Genomic DNA, 16,963 nt, shown 5'->3' with positions numbered 1-16,963 from the left:
GAGGTGTCGGTCTCGAACCCGGACGACGAGCGGTCTTCCCCCTTCCCCTGGGGAGGCCGCCGGAAAAGGATCGAACGTGATAGCCAAGCGCACCAGCCGCCTCGCCGCACTCTTCGCTCTGCCCGCCGCCCTGGCCCTCACCGTGGGCGCCTCGTCCCAGGCCGTCGCCCAGGGCACCGGAGCGTTCCAGATCAATCTGGCGCAGCTGAACAACTCCGGTTCCAAGGGCACGGCGATGCTCAGCGTCCAGGGCAACCGGCTGACCGTGAAGATCGAGTCCGAGGGCCTCGTCCCCGGACAGCCCTCGGCCCAGCACCTCCACGGCTCCACCGACGGCCATGACTTCCACTGCCCGGACGCGAGCGACGACACGAACGGCGACGGTGTCCTCGACAACACCGAGGCCACGGTCGACTACGGCAACATCAACATCTCCCTCACCACCAAGGGCCCCACGGACATGATGAGCGGCCTCGCCGTCGACCGCATGCCCGTGGCGGACGCGCAGGGCAAGCTCTCCTACCAGCGCACGATCCCCGTCTCCCAGGCCGTGGTCGACCACATCAAGGATCTGCACATCGTGCAGCACGGCATCGACCGCAACAACAACAAGAAGTACGACTTCGACGGCGCGGGCAAGAGCGAACTCGACCCCAAGCTCCCGCAGGAGGCCACCGCTCCGACCAACTGCGGCGAGGTCAAGGGCGCCGCGGTGGGATCCATCCCCGTCGGCGGGGTCGAGACCGGAACCGGGCCCGCGGAGGAGAAAGAGGTGCCGATCGCCATGATGGGCGCCGGAGGCGCCGCCTTCGTGGCGGTGACCGGCGCACTGGCCCTCGCGCGACGGCGCAGGGGCGTGCTCGCCGCCGGGTGGCGCGGGAACAACGGGGGTGCCGCGTGAGCCGCCGGACCGAGAACCTCGTGCCGACCGTACGCCGCCGGAGCCACCGTGTGCTCGGCTGCGCCCTCGCCGCGGCCTGCGCCGGCATGCTCCTCGCCGGGTGCGGGGGGCAGGACGCGGCGCCGCCCCGGTCGCTCCCCGCGGGGCAGTCGCCGGCCCCGGGCGGGGACACCACCCACGACGGGGCGAGCGGCAGCGGATCCGGCAGCCAGGCCGCCGCCAGCATGCCGAAGTCGGTTCCCGAACGGCTCTCCATTCCCTCGTTGCAGGTCTCCTCCACGCTGGAGACGCTGGGACAGCACACGAACGGGACCATGGAGACCCCGCGCGATCCCGACAAGGCCGGCTGGTACCGGCCGGGGCCGACGCCCGGCTCCCAGGGACCGGCCGTGATCGCCGGCCATGTCAGCTGGAACGGCAAGCCGTCGGTGTTCGAGAAGCTGTCGTCGATGAAGGCCGGTGACACCATCGAGGTCGCCCGGCAGGACGGGAAGACGGCGAAGTTCACCGTCGACCGCGTCGCCCAGTACCCGAAGAACAAGTTCCCCACGGTCGAGGTCTACAAGAACCTCGACCATGCCGGCCTCCGCCTGATCACCTGCGGCGGCCAGTACAACCAGGGGCGGCACTACTACCCGGACAACGTGGTGGTGTTCGCCAGCCTCACGGGCAGTGCGTAGGCCGAAGCGGTGAGAGCGGGCCGGCGGCCCGGCGTCCCCTGCGGGCGGCCGGGCCGCCGGATCGCGCGCGGCGGGCAACCGCCATACTGCGTGCGATCGTTCTGCTCCACCCGAAGGGAACCCCGCAACGTGTCCTCCACCCCCTCCCTCGTCACACGCACCCGGGTCGTCATCGTCGGCGCCGGGCCCGCCGGGCTCACCGTGGCCAATCTGCTGCGCGCCGCCGGAGTCGACTGTGTGCTGCTGGAGGCGGAGAGCAGGGAGTTCATCGAGCGGCGCCCGCGCGCCGGGTTCATCGAGGAGTGGGTGGTGCACGCGCTGGCCCGCCACAAGCTGGCCGACCGGATGCTCGAACGGGCCGAGACCCAGGGGGATTTCGAGTTCCGTTTCGACGGCGAGCGGCACACCGTCCCGACGGGGGAGCTGTCGGGGCGGCGCCACTACGTCTATCCGCAGCCGCTGTTGGTCACCGACCTCGTGGCGTCGTATGCGGACACGGCGGGCGGGGAGGTGCGCTTCGGCGTACGCGACGTGGAGCTGCACGACATCGACGGGGACCGGCCGGCGGTCTCCTGCACCGACCCGGCGACCGGCGCCCGGCACCGCATCGAGTGCGATTTCATCGCGGGCTGCGACGGCGCGCGCGGGGTGAGCCGGGCGGCCATACCCGAGGGCCGCACGCTCCTCACCCGCCATGACCACGGCGTCGCCTGGCTCGCGCTCCTCGCCGAGGCGCCGCCGTCCGCCGACGGTGTGGTCTTCGGCATCCACGAGCGCGGATTCGGCGCCCATATGGCCCGCAGCCCCGAGGTCACGCGCTACTACCTCCAGGTCGATCCCGGTGAGGACGCCGGGAACTGGCCGCACGCGCGGGTGTGGGACGAGCTGCACACCCGGCTCGCCGCCGCCGGCGCGCCGCCGCTGACCGAAGGACCACTGATCGAGAAGGTGGTCCTGGACATGCACGACTACGTCGTGGAGCCGATGAGCTACGGCCGGGTCCACCTGGCGGGCGACTCGGCGCACCTCGTCGCGCCGATCGCCGCCAAGGGCATGAACCTGGCGATCCATGACGCGCTGCTGCTCGGCGAGGCGCTGATCGCGCACTACCGGGGCGACGACAGCGGCCTCGAAGGCTATGGCGAGGCCTGTCTGCGGCGGGTCTGGCAGTATCTGGAGTTCTCGCAGTGGCTGTCCTATGTGTTGCACGGCGCCTCGTCCGGCGACCGGTTCCGGGCGGGCACGGCCTCCGCGCGCCTGCGGCGGCTGCTGGGGTCCGAGTCCGCGGCGAAGGCCTTCGCGGGGCTGTACCTCGGCGAGGACGCCGATCTGTAAGGTCGGGGCGTACGTACCCGAACCGCCTCCGTGGGGTGATTCACAGCCCGGAGCGGGGTGGGCCCCGGTGGGCTGGGTACGCGGCTTCATGATCGCCGGGCGGGATACCGCTGTGAAGTGGTAGAAAGTCGGCGAAAAGCATCGCTGGGACTCCGAGGAAGGGAGACGCCATGTCATCGAAGCGCCGTCGCAAGAAGAAGGCCCGTCGCAAGAACGGTGCCAACCACGGCAAGCGGCCCCAGTCCTGAACTGAGGACGCCGGCCGGAGGACCTCCCCGAGGGGGGTTCTCTGTGGGCTCCTCGCCTCCGCTCCGGCGGAAGCGAGGAGCCCACAGTGGTCTGCGCACCATGGTCACGGCCTGGTCAGGGCCTCGGCTATGCGCTGGGTGGCCTGTGCCTGGGTGGCGTCGCGACGGGTCGGGTTGAACGAGAGGACCGCGCGCCGCTGTTGGTCGCGGGTGGCGAACAGGGCCGAGCAGTAGCCGTAGCGTTCACCGGTCTTGCCCCAGAGCGTGATGCCGTTGAGCGTGACGGTCTGCAGGCCGGCGCTGTAGCGCGCGGGGCTGCCGTCCACCATGCGCACCTCCTCGGGAGGCAGGGTGAACATCCGCTCCAGCTCGCGGGGCGGCAGGAGTTCGCCCGAGAACAGGGCGGACAGGAACCGGTCCAGATCGCCGGTGTGGGAGATCATCTCGCCCTCTCCCCAGGCGAGCGACTGGTCGAACGCGGTGATGTCCAGCAGCGAACCGTCGGTCATCTTCAGATAGCCGTGCACATGGGGCCCGTGGATGCGCGGGTCGTTGCCGGGCACGGAGGTGTGCCGCAGCCCCAGCGGGCGCAGCAGGCGACCGGCGATCACCTCGCCGTAGCGGCGCCCCGTCAGCGCCTCGATCAGCAGTGCCAGCAGGACGTAGTTGATGCCCCGGTACTCCTGCCGGGTGCCCGGGACGAACTTCATGGCGCCGTGCGAGACCAGCGCCACGATCTGGTGGGGCGTCCACCGGTCGTAGCGGTGCCGGGCGAGGGACTCCGGGGTGGACAGGTCGTAGGGCGGCTCCTGTTCGTCGGGAAGGCCGCTGGTGTGCTGCAGCAACTGCAGCACCGTGATCGGCGGGAAGCGCGACGGAAGCAGGCCCGGCAGGAACCGCTGGACGGGTGTCTCCAGCGAGAGGCGGTGTTCGGCCGCGAGCTGCAGCACCACCGTCGCCACGAACACCTTGGTGATACTGCCGATCCGGAAGGTGTCCCGCTCATGGATCTCCCGGCCGGTGACCCGGTCGGCGACGCCCGCGGTGCCGTACCACCGTCCGGCGGAGCCGCTCACCCGCAGCTGGGAGCCGGTCAGCTGCGGATGCGCGAGGTCGCCTATGGCGGCCCGCAGCGCCGGTACGTTCAGCGGGGGAACGGGCACGGGCACGGGCGCCGGAGCGGGCCGCGGCGGCGGGCCGTCCGACGAGCGGGCCGCGGGCGGACGGGCGGAGGCCCGCGCGGGACCCGCGGTCGCGACAGCCACCGCACCGGCCAGCGCGGTGCCCACAACTGCCCGGCGGGACAAGGGAGAAGGACTCATGCCGATCAGCTTTCCGGACGCCGCCCGCGCTGCCCTCAGGGATCGCCCTGATCCGCCCCTGAGTCGCTGTGAGCACGCCCCTGAGCTGTTTTCGGACGCACCCGGGAGCCGTTCCGGAGAAGCCCCAGAGCCGCTCCGGGTCAGCCCCTGGAGACGCGCCCCTGAGCCGCGCGTCTCCGCGCCGCCCGGTCGCCGAGCGGCGCCCGGCAGCCGAGTAGAGGGAGCCGTGGCCGAGGCTTAGCGTGGAGGGGAGTTCCCACGCTGAGGGGGCCTTGCCATGTCAGTCGGCCAGCGGGAGAGCGCCGCCGGCGGGCGGCTGTCGCAGCTGCTCGACAGCCCCGTCCTCGGGATGACGCCATGGATCGCGATGTCGGTGCTGGTCGGGCCGGGCCGCTATGAACTGGCGGTCGCCCTCGCGCTCGCCCTCGCCGTGGCGATCGTGGCCATCGGCCGGAAACGGCGTCCGGGGAGTTCCTTCAAAATCCTGGAGATCGCCGACGTCGTTTTCTTCGCGGCGCTGGCGGTCATCGGTATCGTCGCCTCCCCGGGCACCCTTCACTGGCTGGAGAATTACTCGGGGGAGGTTTCGAATATCGCGCTCCTGGTGATTTCCCTCGGTTCCATGGCGATCGGAGTGCCCTTCACCGTGCAGTACGCCAGGGAGCAAGTCCCCCGCGAGTTCTGGAACGATCCCAGATTTCTGCGCACCAATTACTACATCACGGGTGTGTGGGGTGCCGCTTTCGGTGTGGCGGCAATAGCAGGAGCCTACGGCGATCTGGTGCTGCACAATTCCAATAATCTGTGGACCGGGTGGATCATCCAAATCGCGGCCATCATCGTCGCGCTCCGCTTCACCCAGTGGTATCCGGACGTCGTACGCGCGCGGGCCCGCCGCGAAGCAGGGCAGCCCGGACCGGAGGAACCGCCGGTCAGCGACATGCTCCTGCCGCTCGCCGGTTATCTCACCCCGGTGGGCATCATCGTCCTCGCCCTCGGGGCGGGGCCGGTGTGGCTGGGGATCGCGCTGATCGTGGTGGGGGTGCTGCTCGTCAAATCGCTGAACCGGCCCTCGCCGGCCGGGCCCGATGCGGGCGGCCGCGCATGACGGCCGGGTAAATGCCCCGGTTGGCGCCAGTCGGCACCCGGTGACCTAGACTCGATGGATGATCTTCATTGTCGTCAAGTTCCCCGTGAAGCCCGAGTACGTCGAAGAGTGGCCGCAGCACGTCGAATCCTTCACCAGCGCCACCCGCGCCGAGCCCGGCAACCTGTGGTTCGAATGGTCCCGCAGCATCGAGGACCCGAACACCTATGTCCTGGTCGAGGCATTCAAGGACGACGCCGCCGAGGCGCACGTCAATTCCGACCACTTCCGCGCCGGAATCGAGACGATGCGCCCGCTGCTGCGCCGTACCCCGGACATCGTCAGCACCACCATCGAGGGCGCGGACGGCTGGAGCGCGATGGGCGAGATCACCATCGACTGACGCCGGTACGGAGCGCCTCGGCCGGTTCCGAGAAGGCGGCCGGGCCGCTGCGCGAGTGGCACCAACTGGCCGGACCGCCGTGCCGATGCCGGCACCGGGCCGGACGCATGCCGTGCCACCAGGCGGCCAACGGGCTATGCCGACGGCACCAAGTGCCCGACGAACCAGTCCCGGGCGAGGTCGGCGACCTGCTGGAGGGCGCCGCGCTCCTCGAAGAGATGGGTGGCGCCGGGCACGATTTCCAGCCGGGTCTCCGTGCGCAGAGCCGCCTCGGCCTCGCGGTTGAGGTCGAGGACCAGGGGGTCGTTGCCGCCCACGATGAGCAGCGTCGGCGCCCGTACGCCGGGGAGCTGGGGCCCGGCGAGGTCGGGGCGGCCGCCGCGGGAGACCACGGCACCGATGTCCGCGTCAGGGGCGGCGGCGGCCCGCAGCGCCGCCGCCGCTCCGGTGCTGGCGCCGAAGTAGCCGACCGGACCGGTGAAGCGGCCGCGCAGCCACCCGGTGGCGTCCGCCAGCCGCCCGGCGAGGGCTTCGATGTCGAAGACGTTCGCCCGGTTGGCTTCCTCTGCCGGTGTGAGCAGGTCGAAGAGCAGGGTGCCCAGGCCCGCCTCGTTGAGGGCCGCGGCGACCAGGCGGTTGCGCGGGCTGTGCCGGCTGCTGCCCGAGCCATGGGCGAACATCACCACGGCCCCGGCGCCCGCCGGCACGGTGAGGTCGCCGGTGAGCCGGAACCCGGCGGCGTCGATCGCCACCTCTTCCGCGACGTCCGTCTGGGGATCCGCCCCTTCGGAGCCGGCGGACGGGTCGGGGCCGGCCGAGGCCCGTGCCAGCAGCGCGACGACCTCGTCGTCCGGGGTCTGGGAGAAGTCCCGGTACCACTCGCCGACGGCGGAGAAGGCGAACGGGGTGGAGAGGCAGACGAATTCATCGGCCGCGCCGCGCAGCCGCTCGGCCGCGTCCGGCGGCGCCACGGGCACCGCGAGCACCACCCGGGCCGCGCCGTGCGCCCGGACCACCTCGCAGGCGGCCGCCGCGGTGGCGCCCGTCGCGATCCCGTCGTCCACGACGATGGCCGTCCGGCCGGCGAGATCGAGCCGTGGCCGCCCGGCGCGGAAGCGCTCCGCCTGCCGGGTGAGCTCGGCCGCCTCGGCGTGCTCGACGGATGCCAGGTCCGCCTCGTCGAGCCGGCCACGGCGCACGATGTCGTCGCTGATCACCCGTACGCCGCCTTCGCCGATGGCGCCGAAACCCAGCTCGCGCTGGTAGGGAACCCCCAGCTTGCGGACCACGATCACATCGAGCTGCGCCCCCAGGGCCCGGGCCACTTCGAAGGCCACCGGGACCCCGCCGCGCGGCAGGCCCAGCACAACGGGCTCTTCCGCCTGCAGGTGTCGCAGCGATTCGGCGAGGCGGTGCCCCGCGTCCGCGCGGTCGGTGAACAGCACAGTGTGCACCCCCTAGCCAGGGGAGACGATTTGCCGCGTCCACACCTCACTTCGAAGTAACCCCATCCCCGGGGGCTTCGCAAGTCGGGCCGCCGCGGTGCCAGGACGCCGGCCCGCCCGTGGACGGCGGTGGTTACCGTCGGCGTATGAAGGGAATCGGAGCGGTCCTGATCGATATCGACGGCGTGCTCACCGTCTCCTGGAAGGCGCTGCCCGGCACGGTGGCGGCCATGGAACGGCTGCGTGCCGCGGGGCTCCCGCTGGTGCTGGTCACCAACACCACCTCGCGGACCCGCGCCGCGGTCGCCGGGCGGCTGGCCGGGGAGGGATTTCCCGTCGGGGTCGACGACATTCTGACCGCGCCCGCCGTCACCGCCGCCTACCTGCGCGAACACCATCCGCAGGCACGCTGCCGGCTGATCAACAGCGGTGAGGTCGGCGAGGATCTGGCCGGTGTGACGCTCGTGGGGGCGGGGGCGGGGGCGGACGACGCGGGCAGGGACGGGCCCGAGGTGGTCGTCCTCGGCGGCGCGGGCGAGGCCTTCGGCTACCCGGCGCTCAACAGCGCCTTCCGGGATCTGCAGCGCGGTGCCCGGCTGGTCGCCATGCACCGCAACCTGTACTGGCGCACGGCGGACGGGCTCGAACTGGACACCGGGGCCTTCCTGCCGGGGCTGGAACGCGCCGCCGGCGTCGAGGCGACGGTCACCGGCAAACCCGCGGCGGAGTTCTTCGCCACCGCCCTGGCACACCTCGGTGTACCGGCCGGGGAAGCGCTGATGGTGGGCGACGACATCGAGTCCGATGTGCTGGCGGCCCAGCGCTGCGGGATCACCGGTGTGCTCGTCAGGACCGGCAAATACCTGCCGGAGACCCACCGGGCGGCCGACGGCACACCGGATCATGTGCTCGACTCCTTCGCCGATCTGCCCGGTCTGCTCGGTCCGGGGTGACCGGGCGGGCGCGGCCTGCCCGGAGACGGCGGGTGAGACGCGGCGCCGACCGGAGAACCGCCCTGCCCGGTGGCGGTACGCGCGGACGGCCCCGTGTCCGTGGACCGGTACGACCGAGGGCGGCCGGCGCGTCCCCCAGAGGCCGTGGACGCGGCCGTCAGCGCGTTGCGGTGTCCTCGGCGCGCCGGTAGTGGAGCAGGACGACGCCGTTGCCGAAGGACCGGGTCCCGGCGAGCCGCAGCGGGGTCCTGGCGTCGGTGTTCGGGAACAGGGGTTTGCCCCGGCCGATGAGGACCGGGTGGACGTAGACGCGGTACTCGTCGATCAGATCGTGCGCCATGAAGGCGGCGGCGAGACCGGCGCCGCCGAGCGCCAGATCTCCGCCCGGCTCTGCCTTGAGCGCCATGATCTCCTCGGGGACGACATCGCGCATGATGCGGGTGTTCCAGTCGCCCCGTTCCAGGCTCCGGGAGAAAACGACCTTGGGCATCTCCCGCCAGATCCCGGCGAACTCGGCCATCGGCCCGCTGAGGGAGGGGTCGGCGTCCGCGGTCGGCCAGAACCCCGCCATGAGTTCGTGGGTGACCCGGCCGCTCAGGAAGGCGCCCATCGTCTTGAGCTGGTCGTTGAGGTGCTGGTGCAGCTCGTCGTCGACCTGGTGCCAGTCGATCTGGCGTTCCGGTCCCTCGATGAAACCGTCCAGGGACACCGACATGGACAAGACGATCTTTCTCATCACGGTCCTCGCTGCAGTCCTCGGGGGCGGCGTCCGCCGACCGGACGGGGCGCCGCGGGGCACGGGACGGCGCCGGAGTGCACCGGACGGCGCCGGAGGGCTCCAGTGTGCCCGGAACACGGGCGGCGGGGGCCGATACGCGCGGACGGCCGGCCGGGAGGGCGGCCGCCGGTCACGACGAGTCGTCGAGCAGCGCCGCGATCTCCTCGGCCGTCCAGTGCCCCTCGGCCCCCGGGCAGCCGGCCAGGTACGCGGCGGCCCGGCGCGGGCTCCAGCCGTGGGAGGCGACGATGCCGGCCGCGATGTGCCGGAGGTAGGCCGCCGAGGGCGGGTGCACGGCGATTTCCCGGCTGCTCCAGGGGGCCGTGAGGGTCAGCACCGGGTGGCCGTCCAGCAGCCCGGCGCACACCAGGGTCTCGTACCTGCCGGGTCCGGTCCGCGCCCGGCCGCGGGTGAGGGCCTCCGTCAGGTCGAGGTCCGTGCCGGGCTCCCGGTGCATCTCCTGAGCGGCGATGTCGGAGAACTGGGCGAGCGTCAGCAGATAGCCCCGGGCGGGCAGTTCGCCGCCGCCGGACCGCGGGCCGGCCGCGCCGTCGGCGGGCGGGAGGCCGGGACCGGGGTCGTAGAAGGCGCTGCCGCCGGTCCACACCTGCGATTCGGTGGCGAAGTACAGCTGACCGGGCAGCAGCATCGGTGCCGTGCGCGCGGGGCCGCGGGGGTCCCGGCAGCCGGGGTGGGTGCGCAGCCCGCCGGCGGGCCGCCCGCCGGCCAGATAGCAGGTCAGCCGGTCGAGATGCATGTTGGAGCCGTATGCCGCGTACCAGAGGCGGTCGGCGGGGGCGAGGTGGCGGACGCTGCCGGGGGAGCGGCCGAGGGGTTCGGGACGGCGGGGCCTGATCACGCCTTCACGCTACGCGGCCGGGCCCGCAGGGGCCTCGTCCGGCAGGCACGGGGCATCGGTCCGGGCGGCCGCCGCGCCGTACGGGCCGCCGTAGGGCAGCAAGGGCGCCCGGCCCGGAGGTCGGCCCGGACGCCAGCACGCCCACCCCGGAAGCCGGCCCGGACGCCGGCAACGACGCCCACCCCGGAAGCCGCCCCGGCGAACGGCACCTGAACGGCACGGAAGCCCCAGCCCGACTTGGCTTGATCATTTCCCCTACGGGTTTTGTCGCGAGTGGTCTGGAGAAGCGCACTGCACGGACAGGACCGGTCCGAACGACAGCCGGTGCCCGGTGATCGACCGGACGCCGGGGGACGGAGGCAGTGTGGCGGACGAGGTGTCAGGGCGACTGGATGCCGGGATACGCAGGGCAGGGGCGGCCGGCCGGCGCGCCGCGGCGCCCTCTCCCGCTCCCGCGCCGGACGGGAGCCGGCGTCATCTGCTCGCGGCCGCGGCAGCGGCGGGACTGGGGCTGCTCACGGCGTGCGGAGGGACCGCCTCCCGCGCGGACGACTCCGCCCCCAAGGCCTCACCGCCCGGCGGTTCCTCGCCTTCCTCCTCCGCCGGGTCCGGCTCCCCGAGCCCCTCCGGCGCGGCGACCGCACCCCACTCGGCCCGCCCGTCGAAGCGGCGCCGCACCGAACTGCCGCGTGGCGGGCGGGAGTTGTTCCCGCACTACCGACTGGTCGGGTTCTGCGGCCTGCCGGGGGCGGCGGCGCTCGGCAGGCTGGGGACCGGTGACCCGGAGAAGCGGGCCGCCGAGGCGGAGAAGGTGGCGCACTCGTACGCCGCGGGCCGTGAACCCCTGCCCGTGCTCGAACTCCTGGCGACGGTCGCCAACGCCTCGGCCGGTCCGGACGGCACCTACCGCTCCCGGACGGCCCCCGCCACCATCCGCCGCTTCCACCGCCTGGCCCGCGACCGGCGTGCGCTGCTGTTGCTGAACATCCAGCCGGGCCGCGCATCGGTGCTCGACGAGGTCGAGGCGCTGCGCGACTGGCTCGTGCACCCCGACGTGGGGATCGCGCTCGACCCGGAATGGGAGATGGGCTCCGGCCAGGTGCCCGGAGACACCTACGGGCACACCGACGGCCGTGAGCTGACCAAGGTGGCGCGCTACCTGTCCGGGCTGGTGCGGGCGCACGATCTGCCGGAGAAGCCGCTGGTCTTCCATCAGGTCGCCACGTCCGTCGTGGGCGACCAGTCCGCCCTGCGGCCGCAGCCCGGTGTGGCGCTCATCAAGAGCGCCGACGGCATCGGCTCGCCGGGTCTGAAGCGCGGGACCTGGGGGCGACTGGTCAAGGACCTGCCCGACGGCGTCCACACCGGGTTCAAGCTGTTCTACGAGGAGGACGCCAAGGGCAGCCGCCTGATGACGCCGAAGGAGGTGCTGGCCCTGCGGCCGCAGCCGGAGTACGTGATGTACGAGTGAGCCGGCCGGCCCGCCGCGCGCCCTGAGGGCACGCGTGCGGGCGGGCCGGACGTGACACGGGCCGAGCCCCCAAGGGGCGGCCGCCCGGTGCGCCGGGCGGCCGCCCTGGGCCGTGCCTTGTTCCGCCTCCGCGGCGCCGGCCGGTGACCCTCCGTCAGTACGGGTGCTTGTCCGGCCGGTTCATCCAGGTCGCGTACGACTCGGCGCCCATCTCGGGGTAGATCTGCTCGATCTTGATCCGGCGCTGGTCGAGCGGCTTCTTGAAGTCCTCGTACTGGAACGTGTCGTCGAAGCCGATCTTCGCTGTGTCCTCGAGGTCGCAGCTGTAGTAGACGGCGTCGATCCGCGACCAGTAGATGGCGCTCATGCACATGGGGCAGGGCGCACCGCTGATGTAGATCGAAGTGCCCTGGAGCATACGGGCCCGCTCCGGGACCGGGTCGGGTGACCCGGGCGGCCGCGGGACGTACTCCAGCGTGCTCTCGTTCTGGTGCTCCACGGCGATGCTCGGAGCCTCGGGGTTGAGGGTCTGGATGGCCTTCCGGATCGTCTCCATCTCGGCGTGCGCGGTGGGGTCGCCGGTCAGCAGCACGCGGTTCTGCCCGCGGGCGACGATGTTCCCGTCCCGCGTGAGCACCGCGCCGAACGGGCCGCCCCAGCCGTTCTCCACGGATTCCGTGGCGAGCCGTACAGCCTCTGCGAGAAGTTCTTTGTGTTCCATTCGGAGTCTCCGATCGGCATCGATTCCTCTGCGGAGCGGATTGGCAAATGCCCCATTTGCCGGGTAAATCTCTTATGTACTAGGCTACTCAAGGTGAGTGCCCGTGCAAGCCGTGGTTCCGCGGCAGACAACGCCACCGTTGTGACCTCGCAGAAGGTGCGCGAAGGCCGGACCGACGAGTATCAGCGCTGGCAGGACAGGACAAATCAGGCCGCCCGCGAATTCGAGGGTTTCGTGGGCGCCGAGGTGTTCCCGCCCGGCCCCGGCGAAGAAAACGAATGGGTCGCCGTATTCCGCTTTTCCGGTATGGACCGGCTGACCGCCTGGCTGGAATCCGGCCGCCGGCAGGCATTGCTCGACGAAGCGCGCGGGCTTTTCGAGGGCCCTCCGACGGCGGAGGTGCTCCACGGCGGCACCCCCGCGCAGCCGGCTCCCGACGTCGTCACCGCGGTCATCTCCCACGAGGTGAAGCCGGGATCGGAGCAGGGGTTCCTCACCTGGCAGGAGAAGACCCTCAAGGCGCAGGAGAAGGCGCCGGGCTTCATGGGGTCCGAACTGTTCAAGCCGGTGGAGGGCGTGCAGGAGCACTGGGTCGTCGTCTTCCGCTTCGACTCCCGTGAGCACCTCGACGCGTGGCTCGCCTCCGAGGTGCGGGCGAAACTGCTGAAGGAGGGGAGCAAGTACTTCACCTCCTACGACGTGCGCAAGGTCGGTTCGGCGTTCAGCGGCTGGTTCCGGTTCGACGGCGGCAAGAGCAATGCGCCGCCCAACTGGAAACAGGCGATGTCCGTCGTCCTGGCGCTCTATCCGACGGTGATGGTGCTCAACCTCACCGTGGGCGTGGGGCTGGAGAAGCTCACCGTCCGCGAGTACATCGGCCTGTTCCTCTCCAACGTCCTGAGCGTCAGTGCGCTGACCTGGCTGCTGATGCCGCTCGTGAACCGGGTGTTCGCCTTCTGGCTGGTGCCCTCCAGGGTCGCCGGAAACCGCCGGGCGCAGGTTTTGGGCTTCGCGCTGGTGGTGCTCGGCTACCTGGTGTGCATCGGTGTCTTCGGCCTGATCACCCACCAGATCTGGTGAGGAGGGCGCCATGGGCCCAGCGGGACCGAGTCCGGCGGCGGACCCGGGCGGCACGCTGATCCGGCGCGGCGATGCCGGATACGAGCGGGCCCGGACCGCCGCGGTGTGGAACGAGCGGCGGCCCCGCCGGTTCCCCGACGTCATCGTGCGCGCCGCCACGGAAGCGGACGTCGCCCACGCCGTCGGCCACGCCCGCGCCAAGGGACTGCGCATCTCGACGTACTCCGGCGGGCACAACTGGTCCGGCTCGCCGCTGCGCGACCACGGGCTGCTGCTCGACCTCTCCGCGCTCCGGGAGTGCCGCCCCGCGCCCGCGACCGGCGACACCCCGGCGACGGCCACGGTGCAGCCCGCCGCCACCGGCCGGGAACTGGTCGCCGCCCTGACCCCGCAGGATCTGGCCTTCCCGGTGGGCCACTGCCCCACCGTGGCGGTCGGCGGGTTTCTGCTCAGCGGCGGCCTGGGCTGGAACTCCCGTGCCTGGGGGGCGTCCTGCGCCGACGTCCGCGAGATCCGGGCCGTCACCGCCGACGGCCGGACGGTCACCTGCAGCGAAACCGAGAATCCCGACCTCTTCTGGGCCGCGCGGGGCGCCGGACCGGGCTTCTGCGCCATCGTCACCCGCTTCCGCCTCGCCCTGCACCCCCACCCCGCCTCGATCATGACGACGTCCCTGACCTTCCCGTTGGCCGAGGTCGCCCGGGTGACGCGGTGGGCGACCCGGACCGCTCTCGGACTCCCCCCGTACGTCGAGACGTCCTTCCTCCTCGTGCCGTCCGGACCGCCCACCGCCACGGCCCCGGCAGGCCCCCGGATCACGGTCGCCGCGACGGCGTTCGCCACCAGCCGCAGCGAAGCCCTGCAGGCGCTGCGGCCGTTCGCCGACTGCCCCTTCGGCGAGCTCGCCGTCGACCGGCAGGAGGCCGCACCGACCACGTTCGCCGCCCTGCACGAGGGCGCGGCGGCCGCCTGGCCGCCGGATCACCGGTATGCGGCGGACACCCTGTGGTCACCGGAGGACCCCGCCACCCAGCTGACCGGTATCGCCGACGCGGTGGCCCGCGCCCCGTCCGCCAAGTCCCTGGTGCTCGCGCCCGTGCAGCCGGTCTCCGAGCGCCCCGCCCTGCTGCGGAACATGGCCTTCTCCCCGCTCGGCGAGTCCTACCTCGTCTGCTACGCGGTCTGGGAGGACCCGGCCGAGGACGAGCTCCAGCAGCGCTGGCTGCGCGAGACCATGGCCGGCGTGAACCCGCGGGGCGACGGTTTCCACTACATCGCGGAGACCGACCTGGAGGCCGACGCCGCACGGGCCCGCCGCTCGTACACCCCCGCCGCCTGGGACCGCCTCCAGGAAATCAAGGCGCAGTGGGACCCGGACAACCTCTTCCACTCGTACCTCGCCCCCTGACCCGGGCCGGGACGACCCGCGCCACCTCGCCGCGCCGGGCCGCGGCCCGCACCCCCCCGCACCCCCCCCCGCGGCCCCCGCCGCCGGGGAAGCGCCGACGGCGCCGCGGGGGCACCATGGCCCTATGCTGCTGGCCGCTCTCGCACAGGTCTCCGGGGACGTCGCCGCGACCTCGGCGCGTTCGCGGAAGATCGCGCTGCTGGCCGGGCTGTTCCGGGCCGCCGCCCCGGAGGACGTCCCGGTGGTCATCCCGTACCTGGCCGGGCGGCTGCCCCAGGGGCGGATCGGGATCGGCTGGAGCGTGCTGCGCGAGCCGGTCGCGGCCGCGGAGCACGCCACGCTGACCGTACGGGACGTCGACGCGGCGCTGACCGGGCTGGCGGGCGTCTCGGGCGCCGGGGCGCAGGGGGAGCGGCGCCGGCTGGTCCGGGAGCTGCTGGCCGCGGCGACGCGGGAGGAACAGCGGTTCCTGGTCGGCCTGCTCACCGGCGAGGTGCGGCAGGGCGCGCTGGACGCCATCGCGGTCGAAGGGCTCGCCGCCGCCACCGAGGTGCCCGCGGCCGACGTCCGCCGGGCCGTGATGCTGGCGGGGTCCCTGCCGGACGTCGCCCGGGCGCTGCTCGCCGAGGGGCCGCCGGCGCTCGCGGCGTTCCGGCTCACCGTCGGGCGGCCCGTGGGGCCGATGCTGGCGCACAGCGCCAAGACGGTGGCCGAGGCGGTGGACCGGCTCGGCGCCTGCGCGGTCGAGGAGAAGCTCGACGGCATCCGCGTCCAGGTGCACCGGGACGGGCCGGACGTCCGGATCCACACCCGCACCCTGGACGAGGTCACCGACCGGCTCCCCGAGGTCACCGCCGTCGCCCGGGAGCTGCCGGCCGACCGCTTCATCCTCGACGGCGAGGTGATCGCCCTGGACGGGGAGGGCCGCCCGGTGCCGTTCCAGCGGGTCGCGGGGCGGTTCGGCTCGCGGGTGGACGTCGTCGCGGCGCGGGCCGCCCTGCCGCTCTCCCCGGTCTTCTTCGACGTCCTGTCGGTCGACGGCCGCGACCTGCTGGAACTGCCGGGCGAGCAGCGGCACACGGAGCTGGCCCGGCTGGTGCCCGAGCACCTGCGGGTGCGCCGCCAGGTCGTCGCGGACCCGTCCGACGCCACGGCCCGCGCGGCCGCGGAGGACTTCTGGTCCCGGACCCTGCGCCGCGGTCACGAGGGCGTCGTCGTCAAGGCGTTGGACGCCCCCTACAGCGCCGGCCGCCGGGGCGCCGCCTGGCTGAAGGTGAAGCCCGTGCACACCCTGGACCTGGTGGTGCTCGCGGCGGAGTGGGGCCACGGCCGGCGCACCGGGAAGCTCTCCAACCTCCACCTCGGGGCGCGTGGCCCGGACGGCGGGTTCGTCATGCTGGGCAAGACCTTCAAGGGGCTCACCGACGCCACCCTCGGCTGGCAGACCGAGCGGCTGCGGGAGCTCGCCGTGGCGGACGACGGCCATGTCGTGACGGTGCGTCCGGAACTCGTCGTCGAGATCGCCTACGACGGCCTGCAGACGTCCACGCGCTACCCGGCGGGCGTGACCCTGCGCTTCGCGCGGGTGGTGCGCTACCGGGAGGACAAGACGGCGGCCCAGGCGGACACCGTCGAGACGGTGCTCGGCGCGCACGACGGCGGGGCGGCGTAGCCGCCGTGGCGGGGAAGCGCAGTGCCGGGCTGCTGCTCTACCGGCGCACGGCGGACGGCGTCGAGGTGCTGCTGGCGCACATGGGCGGGCCGCTGTGGGAACGGCGGGAGGCCGCGGCGTGGTCGGTGCCCAAGGGGGAGTACGTACCGCCGGAGGAGGCGTGGGACGCGGCCCGGCGGGAGTTCGCCGAGGAGCTGGGGATGCCGCCCCCCGACGGGCCGTGCGTCGCCCTGGGCGAGGCCCGCCAGCCGAGCGGCAAGGTGGTGACGGTGTGGGCCGTCGAGAGCGACCTCGACCCGGAGATGATCGTGCCGGGGACCTTCGAGATGGAGTGGCCGCGCGGTTCCGGGACGACCGGCACCTTCCCCGAGATCGACCGGGTCGCCTGGTGCACCCCGCAACAGGCCCACGAGCGGCTGGTCGTGGGCCAGCGGGTGTTCCTGGAGCGGCTGGCGCAGGCGCTCGCGAGCCGGTCCTGAACCCGGGCGCCCCGCGCTCCCCGCCTCCACCACCGGCGCACACCGAAGGCCACAAGTCGCCCTGGACACCTCCCTTGACGCCGGGCAGGCTTGCCGCGGGGCCGGGTGACCGGCCCCGAAC

Annotated in this window: 17 protein-coding genes; 12 read left to right on the top strand and 5 right to left on the bottom strand. The window is 72.8% G+C overall.

Annotation, left to right across the window (positions count from 1 at the left end):
* Positions 1–76: 76 nt before the first annotated feature.
* The 4 genes from AB0411_RS22400 to AB0411_RS38160 all read left to right on the top strand — a co-directional run bounded on the left by AB0411_RS22400 (position 77) and on the right by AB0411_RS38160 (position 3,164).
* Complete coding sequence (locus AB0411_RS22400; protein ID WP_366419046.1) at positions 77–901, top strand: hypothetical protein; 825 nt, start codon at positions 77–79, stop codon at positions 899–901.
* The gene (locus AB0411_RS22395) at positions 898–1,581 is read left to right on the top strand and encodes a class F sortase (RefSeq protein ID WP_366419045.1); all 684 of its coding nucleotides are present in this window, start codon (positions 898–900) and stop codon (positions 1,579–1,581) included. Before AB0411_RS22400 ends, AB0411_RS22395 begins: the two co-directional genes overlap by 4 nt.
* A gap of 129 nt (positions 1,582–1,710) precedes the next feature.
* The gene (locus tag AB0411_RS22390) at positions 1,711–2,916 is read left to right on the top strand and encodes a 4-hydroxybenzoate 3-monooxygenase (RefSeq protein WP_366419044.1); all 1,206 of its coding nucleotides are present in this window, start codon (positions 1,711–1,713) and stop codon (positions 2,914–2,916) included.
* Positions 2,917–3,086: 170 nt separating this feature from the next.
* On the top strand, positions 3,087–3,164 hold the full coding sequence (locus tag AB0411_RS38160; RefSeq protein ID WP_370454205.1) for a 50S ribosomal protein bL37: 78 nt from the start codon (positions 3,087–3,089) through the stop codon (positions 3,162–3,164).
* 104 nt (positions 3,165–3,268) lie between these two features.
* Here the strand turns inward: AB0411_RS38160 and AB0411_RS22385 are convergent, their stop codons facing one another.
* Positions 3,269–4,486, bottom strand: coding sequence for a serine hydrolase domain-containing protein (locus AB0411_RS22385; protein ID WP_366419043.1), 1,218 nt, complete (start codon positions 4,484–4,486; stop codon positions 3,269–3,271).
* 277 nt (positions 4,487–4,763) lie between these two features.
* Here AB0411_RS22385 and AB0411_RS22380 point away from each other — a divergent pair, with 277 nt between their 5' ends.
* Positions 4,764–5,594: a hypothetical protein gene (locus AB0411_RS22380; protein WP_366419042.1), complete on the top strand. Its 831-nt coding sequence runs from the start codon at positions 4,764–4,766 to the stop codon at positions 5,592–5,594.
* A 58-nt stretch (positions 5,595–5,652) separates the two neighbouring features.
* Positions 5,653–5,976: a putative quinol monooxygenase gene (locus AB0411_RS22375; RefSeq protein WP_366419041.1), complete on the top strand. Its 324-nt coding sequence runs from the start codon at positions 5,653–5,655 to the stop codon at positions 5,974–5,976.
* A gap of 134 nt (positions 5,977–6,110) precedes the next feature.
* On the opposite strand, the gene AB0411_RS22370 is transcribed toward AB0411_RS22375, so the two are convergent.
* The gene (locus tag AB0411_RS22370) at positions 6,111–7,421 is read right to left on the bottom strand and encodes a phosphoribosyltransferase (protein WP_366419040.1); all 1,311 of its coding nucleotides are present in this window, start codon (positions 7,419–7,421) and stop codon (positions 6,111–6,113) included.
* A gap of 146 nt (positions 7,422–7,567) precedes the next feature.
* Here AB0411_RS22370 and AB0411_RS22365 point away from each other — a divergent pair, with 146 nt between their 5' ends.
* Complete coding sequence (locus AB0411_RS22365; RefSeq protein ID WP_366419039.1) at positions 7,568–8,374, top strand: HAD-IIA family hydrolase; 807 nt, start codon at positions 7,568–7,570, stop codon at positions 8,372–8,374.
* Between the two features lie 157 nt (positions 8,375–8,531).
* Here AB0411_RS22365 and AB0411_RS22360 read toward each other — a convergent pair whose 3' ends face one another.
* Both AB0411_RS22360 and AB0411_RS22355 read right to left on the bottom strand, forming a co-directional pair.
* On the bottom strand, positions 8,532–9,110 hold the full coding sequence (locus tag AB0411_RS22360) for a dihydrofolate reductase family protein (RefSeq protein WP_366419038.1): 579 nt from the start codon (positions 9,108–9,110) through the stop codon (positions 8,532–8,534).
* 172 nt (positions 9,111–9,282) lie between these two features.
* Positions 9,283–10,011 carry a histone deacetylase gene (locus AB0411_RS22355; RefSeq protein ID WP_366419037.1) on the bottom strand — a complete coding sequence of 243 codons (729 nt, stop codon included), beginning with the start codon at positions 10,009–10,011 and terminating at the stop codon, positions 9,283–9,285.
* A gap of 364 nt (positions 10,012–10,375) precedes the next feature.
* Here AB0411_RS22355 and AB0411_RS22350 point away from each other — a divergent pair, with 364 nt between their 5' ends.
* The gene (locus AB0411_RS22350; protein ID WP_366419036.1) at positions 10,376–11,482 is read left to right on the top strand and encodes a hypothetical protein; all 1,107 of its coding nucleotides are present in this window, start codon (positions 10,376–10,378) and stop codon (positions 11,480–11,482) included.
* A gap of 154 nt (positions 11,483–11,636) precedes the next feature.
* Here the strand turns inward: AB0411_RS22350 and AB0411_RS22345 are convergent, their stop codons facing one another.
* Positions 11,637–12,203, bottom strand: a complete 567-nt coding sequence (locus AB0411_RS22345) for a nucleoside deaminase (RefSeq protein WP_366419035.1) — start codon at positions 12,201–12,203, stop codon at positions 11,637–11,639.
* A 93-nt stretch (positions 12,204–12,296) separates the two neighbouring features.
* Between AB0411_RS22345 and AB0411_RS22340 the strand changes: the two genes are divergently transcribed.
* The 4 genes from AB0411_RS22340 (at position 12,297) to AB0411_RS22325 (ending at position 16,842) form a co-directional block, all read left to right on the top strand.
* Positions 12,297–13,283: an antibiotic biosynthesis monooxygenase gene (locus AB0411_RS22340; RefSeq protein WP_366419034.1), complete on the top strand. Its 987-nt coding sequence runs from the start codon at positions 12,297–12,299 to the stop codon at positions 13,281–13,283.
* A 10-nt stretch (positions 13,284–13,293) separates the two neighbouring features.
* A complete protein-coding gene (locus tag AB0411_RS22335) occupies positions 13,294–14,691 on the top strand; it encodes an FAD-binding oxidoreductase (RefSeq protein ID WP_366419033.1) in 1,398 nt (465 codons plus the stop codon).
* A gap of 124 nt (positions 14,692–14,815) precedes the next feature.
* The gene (locus AB0411_RS22330) at positions 14,816–16,363 is read left to right on the top strand and encodes an ATP-dependent DNA ligase (protein ID WP_366419032.1); all 1,548 of its coding nucleotides are present in this window, start codon (positions 14,816–14,818) and stop codon (positions 16,361–16,363) included.
* Positions 16,364–16,368: 5 nt separating this feature from the next.
* Positions 16,369–16,842, top strand: a complete 474-nt coding sequence (locus AB0411_RS22325) for an NUDIX domain-containing protein (RefSeq protein WP_366419031.1) — start codon at positions 16,369–16,371, stop codon at positions 16,840–16,842.
* The last annotated feature ends 121 nt before the right edge of the window (positions 16,843–16,963 follow it).

This window comes from Streptomyces angustmyceticus, from assembly GCF_040701845.1.
In the GTDB taxonomy this organism is placed as follows: domain Bacteria; phylum Actinomycetota; class Actinomycetes; order Streptomycetales; family Streptomycetaceae; genus Streptomyces; species Streptomyces angustmyceticus_A.
Note: the sequence above shows the minus strand (reverse complement) of the source record. Positions and strands in the feature narration are given on the sequence as shown.

Excerpts from the sequence above, each read along its gene's own strand:
- AB0411_RS38160 (WP_370454205.1), top strand. The coding sequence starts at position 3,087 with ATGTCATCGAAGCGCCGTCGCAAGAAGAAGGCCCGTCGCAAGAACGGT.
- AB0411_RS22385 (WP_366419043.1), bottom strand. The coding sequence starts at position 4,486 with ATGAGTCCTTCTCCCTTGTCCCGCCGGGCAGTTGTGGGCACCGCGCTG.
- AB0411_RS22380 (WP_366419042.1), top strand. The coding sequence starts at position 4,764 with ATGTCAGTCGGCCAGCGGGAGAGCGCCGCCGGCGGGCGGCTGTCGCAG.
- AB0411_RS22375 (WP_366419041.1), top strand. The coding sequence starts at position 5,653 with ATGATCTTCATTGTCGTCAAGTTCCCCGTGAAGCCCGAGTACGTCGAA.
- AB0411_RS22365 (WP_366419039.1), top strand. The coding sequence starts at position 7,568 with ATGAAGGGAATCGGAGCGGTCCTGATCGATATCGACGGCGTGCTCACC.
- AB0411_RS22360 (WP_366419038.1), bottom strand. The coding sequence starts at position 9,110 with ATGAGAAAGATCGTCTTGTCCATGTCGGTGTCCCTGGACGGTTTCATC.
- AB0411_RS22345 (WP_366419035.1), bottom strand. The coding sequence starts at position 12,203 with ATGGAACACAAAGAACTTCTCGCAGAGGCTGTACGGCTCGCCACGGAA.
- AB0411_RS22335 (WP_366419033.1), top strand. The coding sequence starts at position 13,294 with ATGGGCCCAGCGGGACCGAGTCCGGCGGCGGACCCGGGCGGCACGCTG.
- AB0411_RS22330 (WP_366419032.1), top strand. The coding sequence starts at position 14,816 with ATGCTGCTGGCCGCTCTCGCACAGGTCTCCGGGGACGTCGCCGCGACC.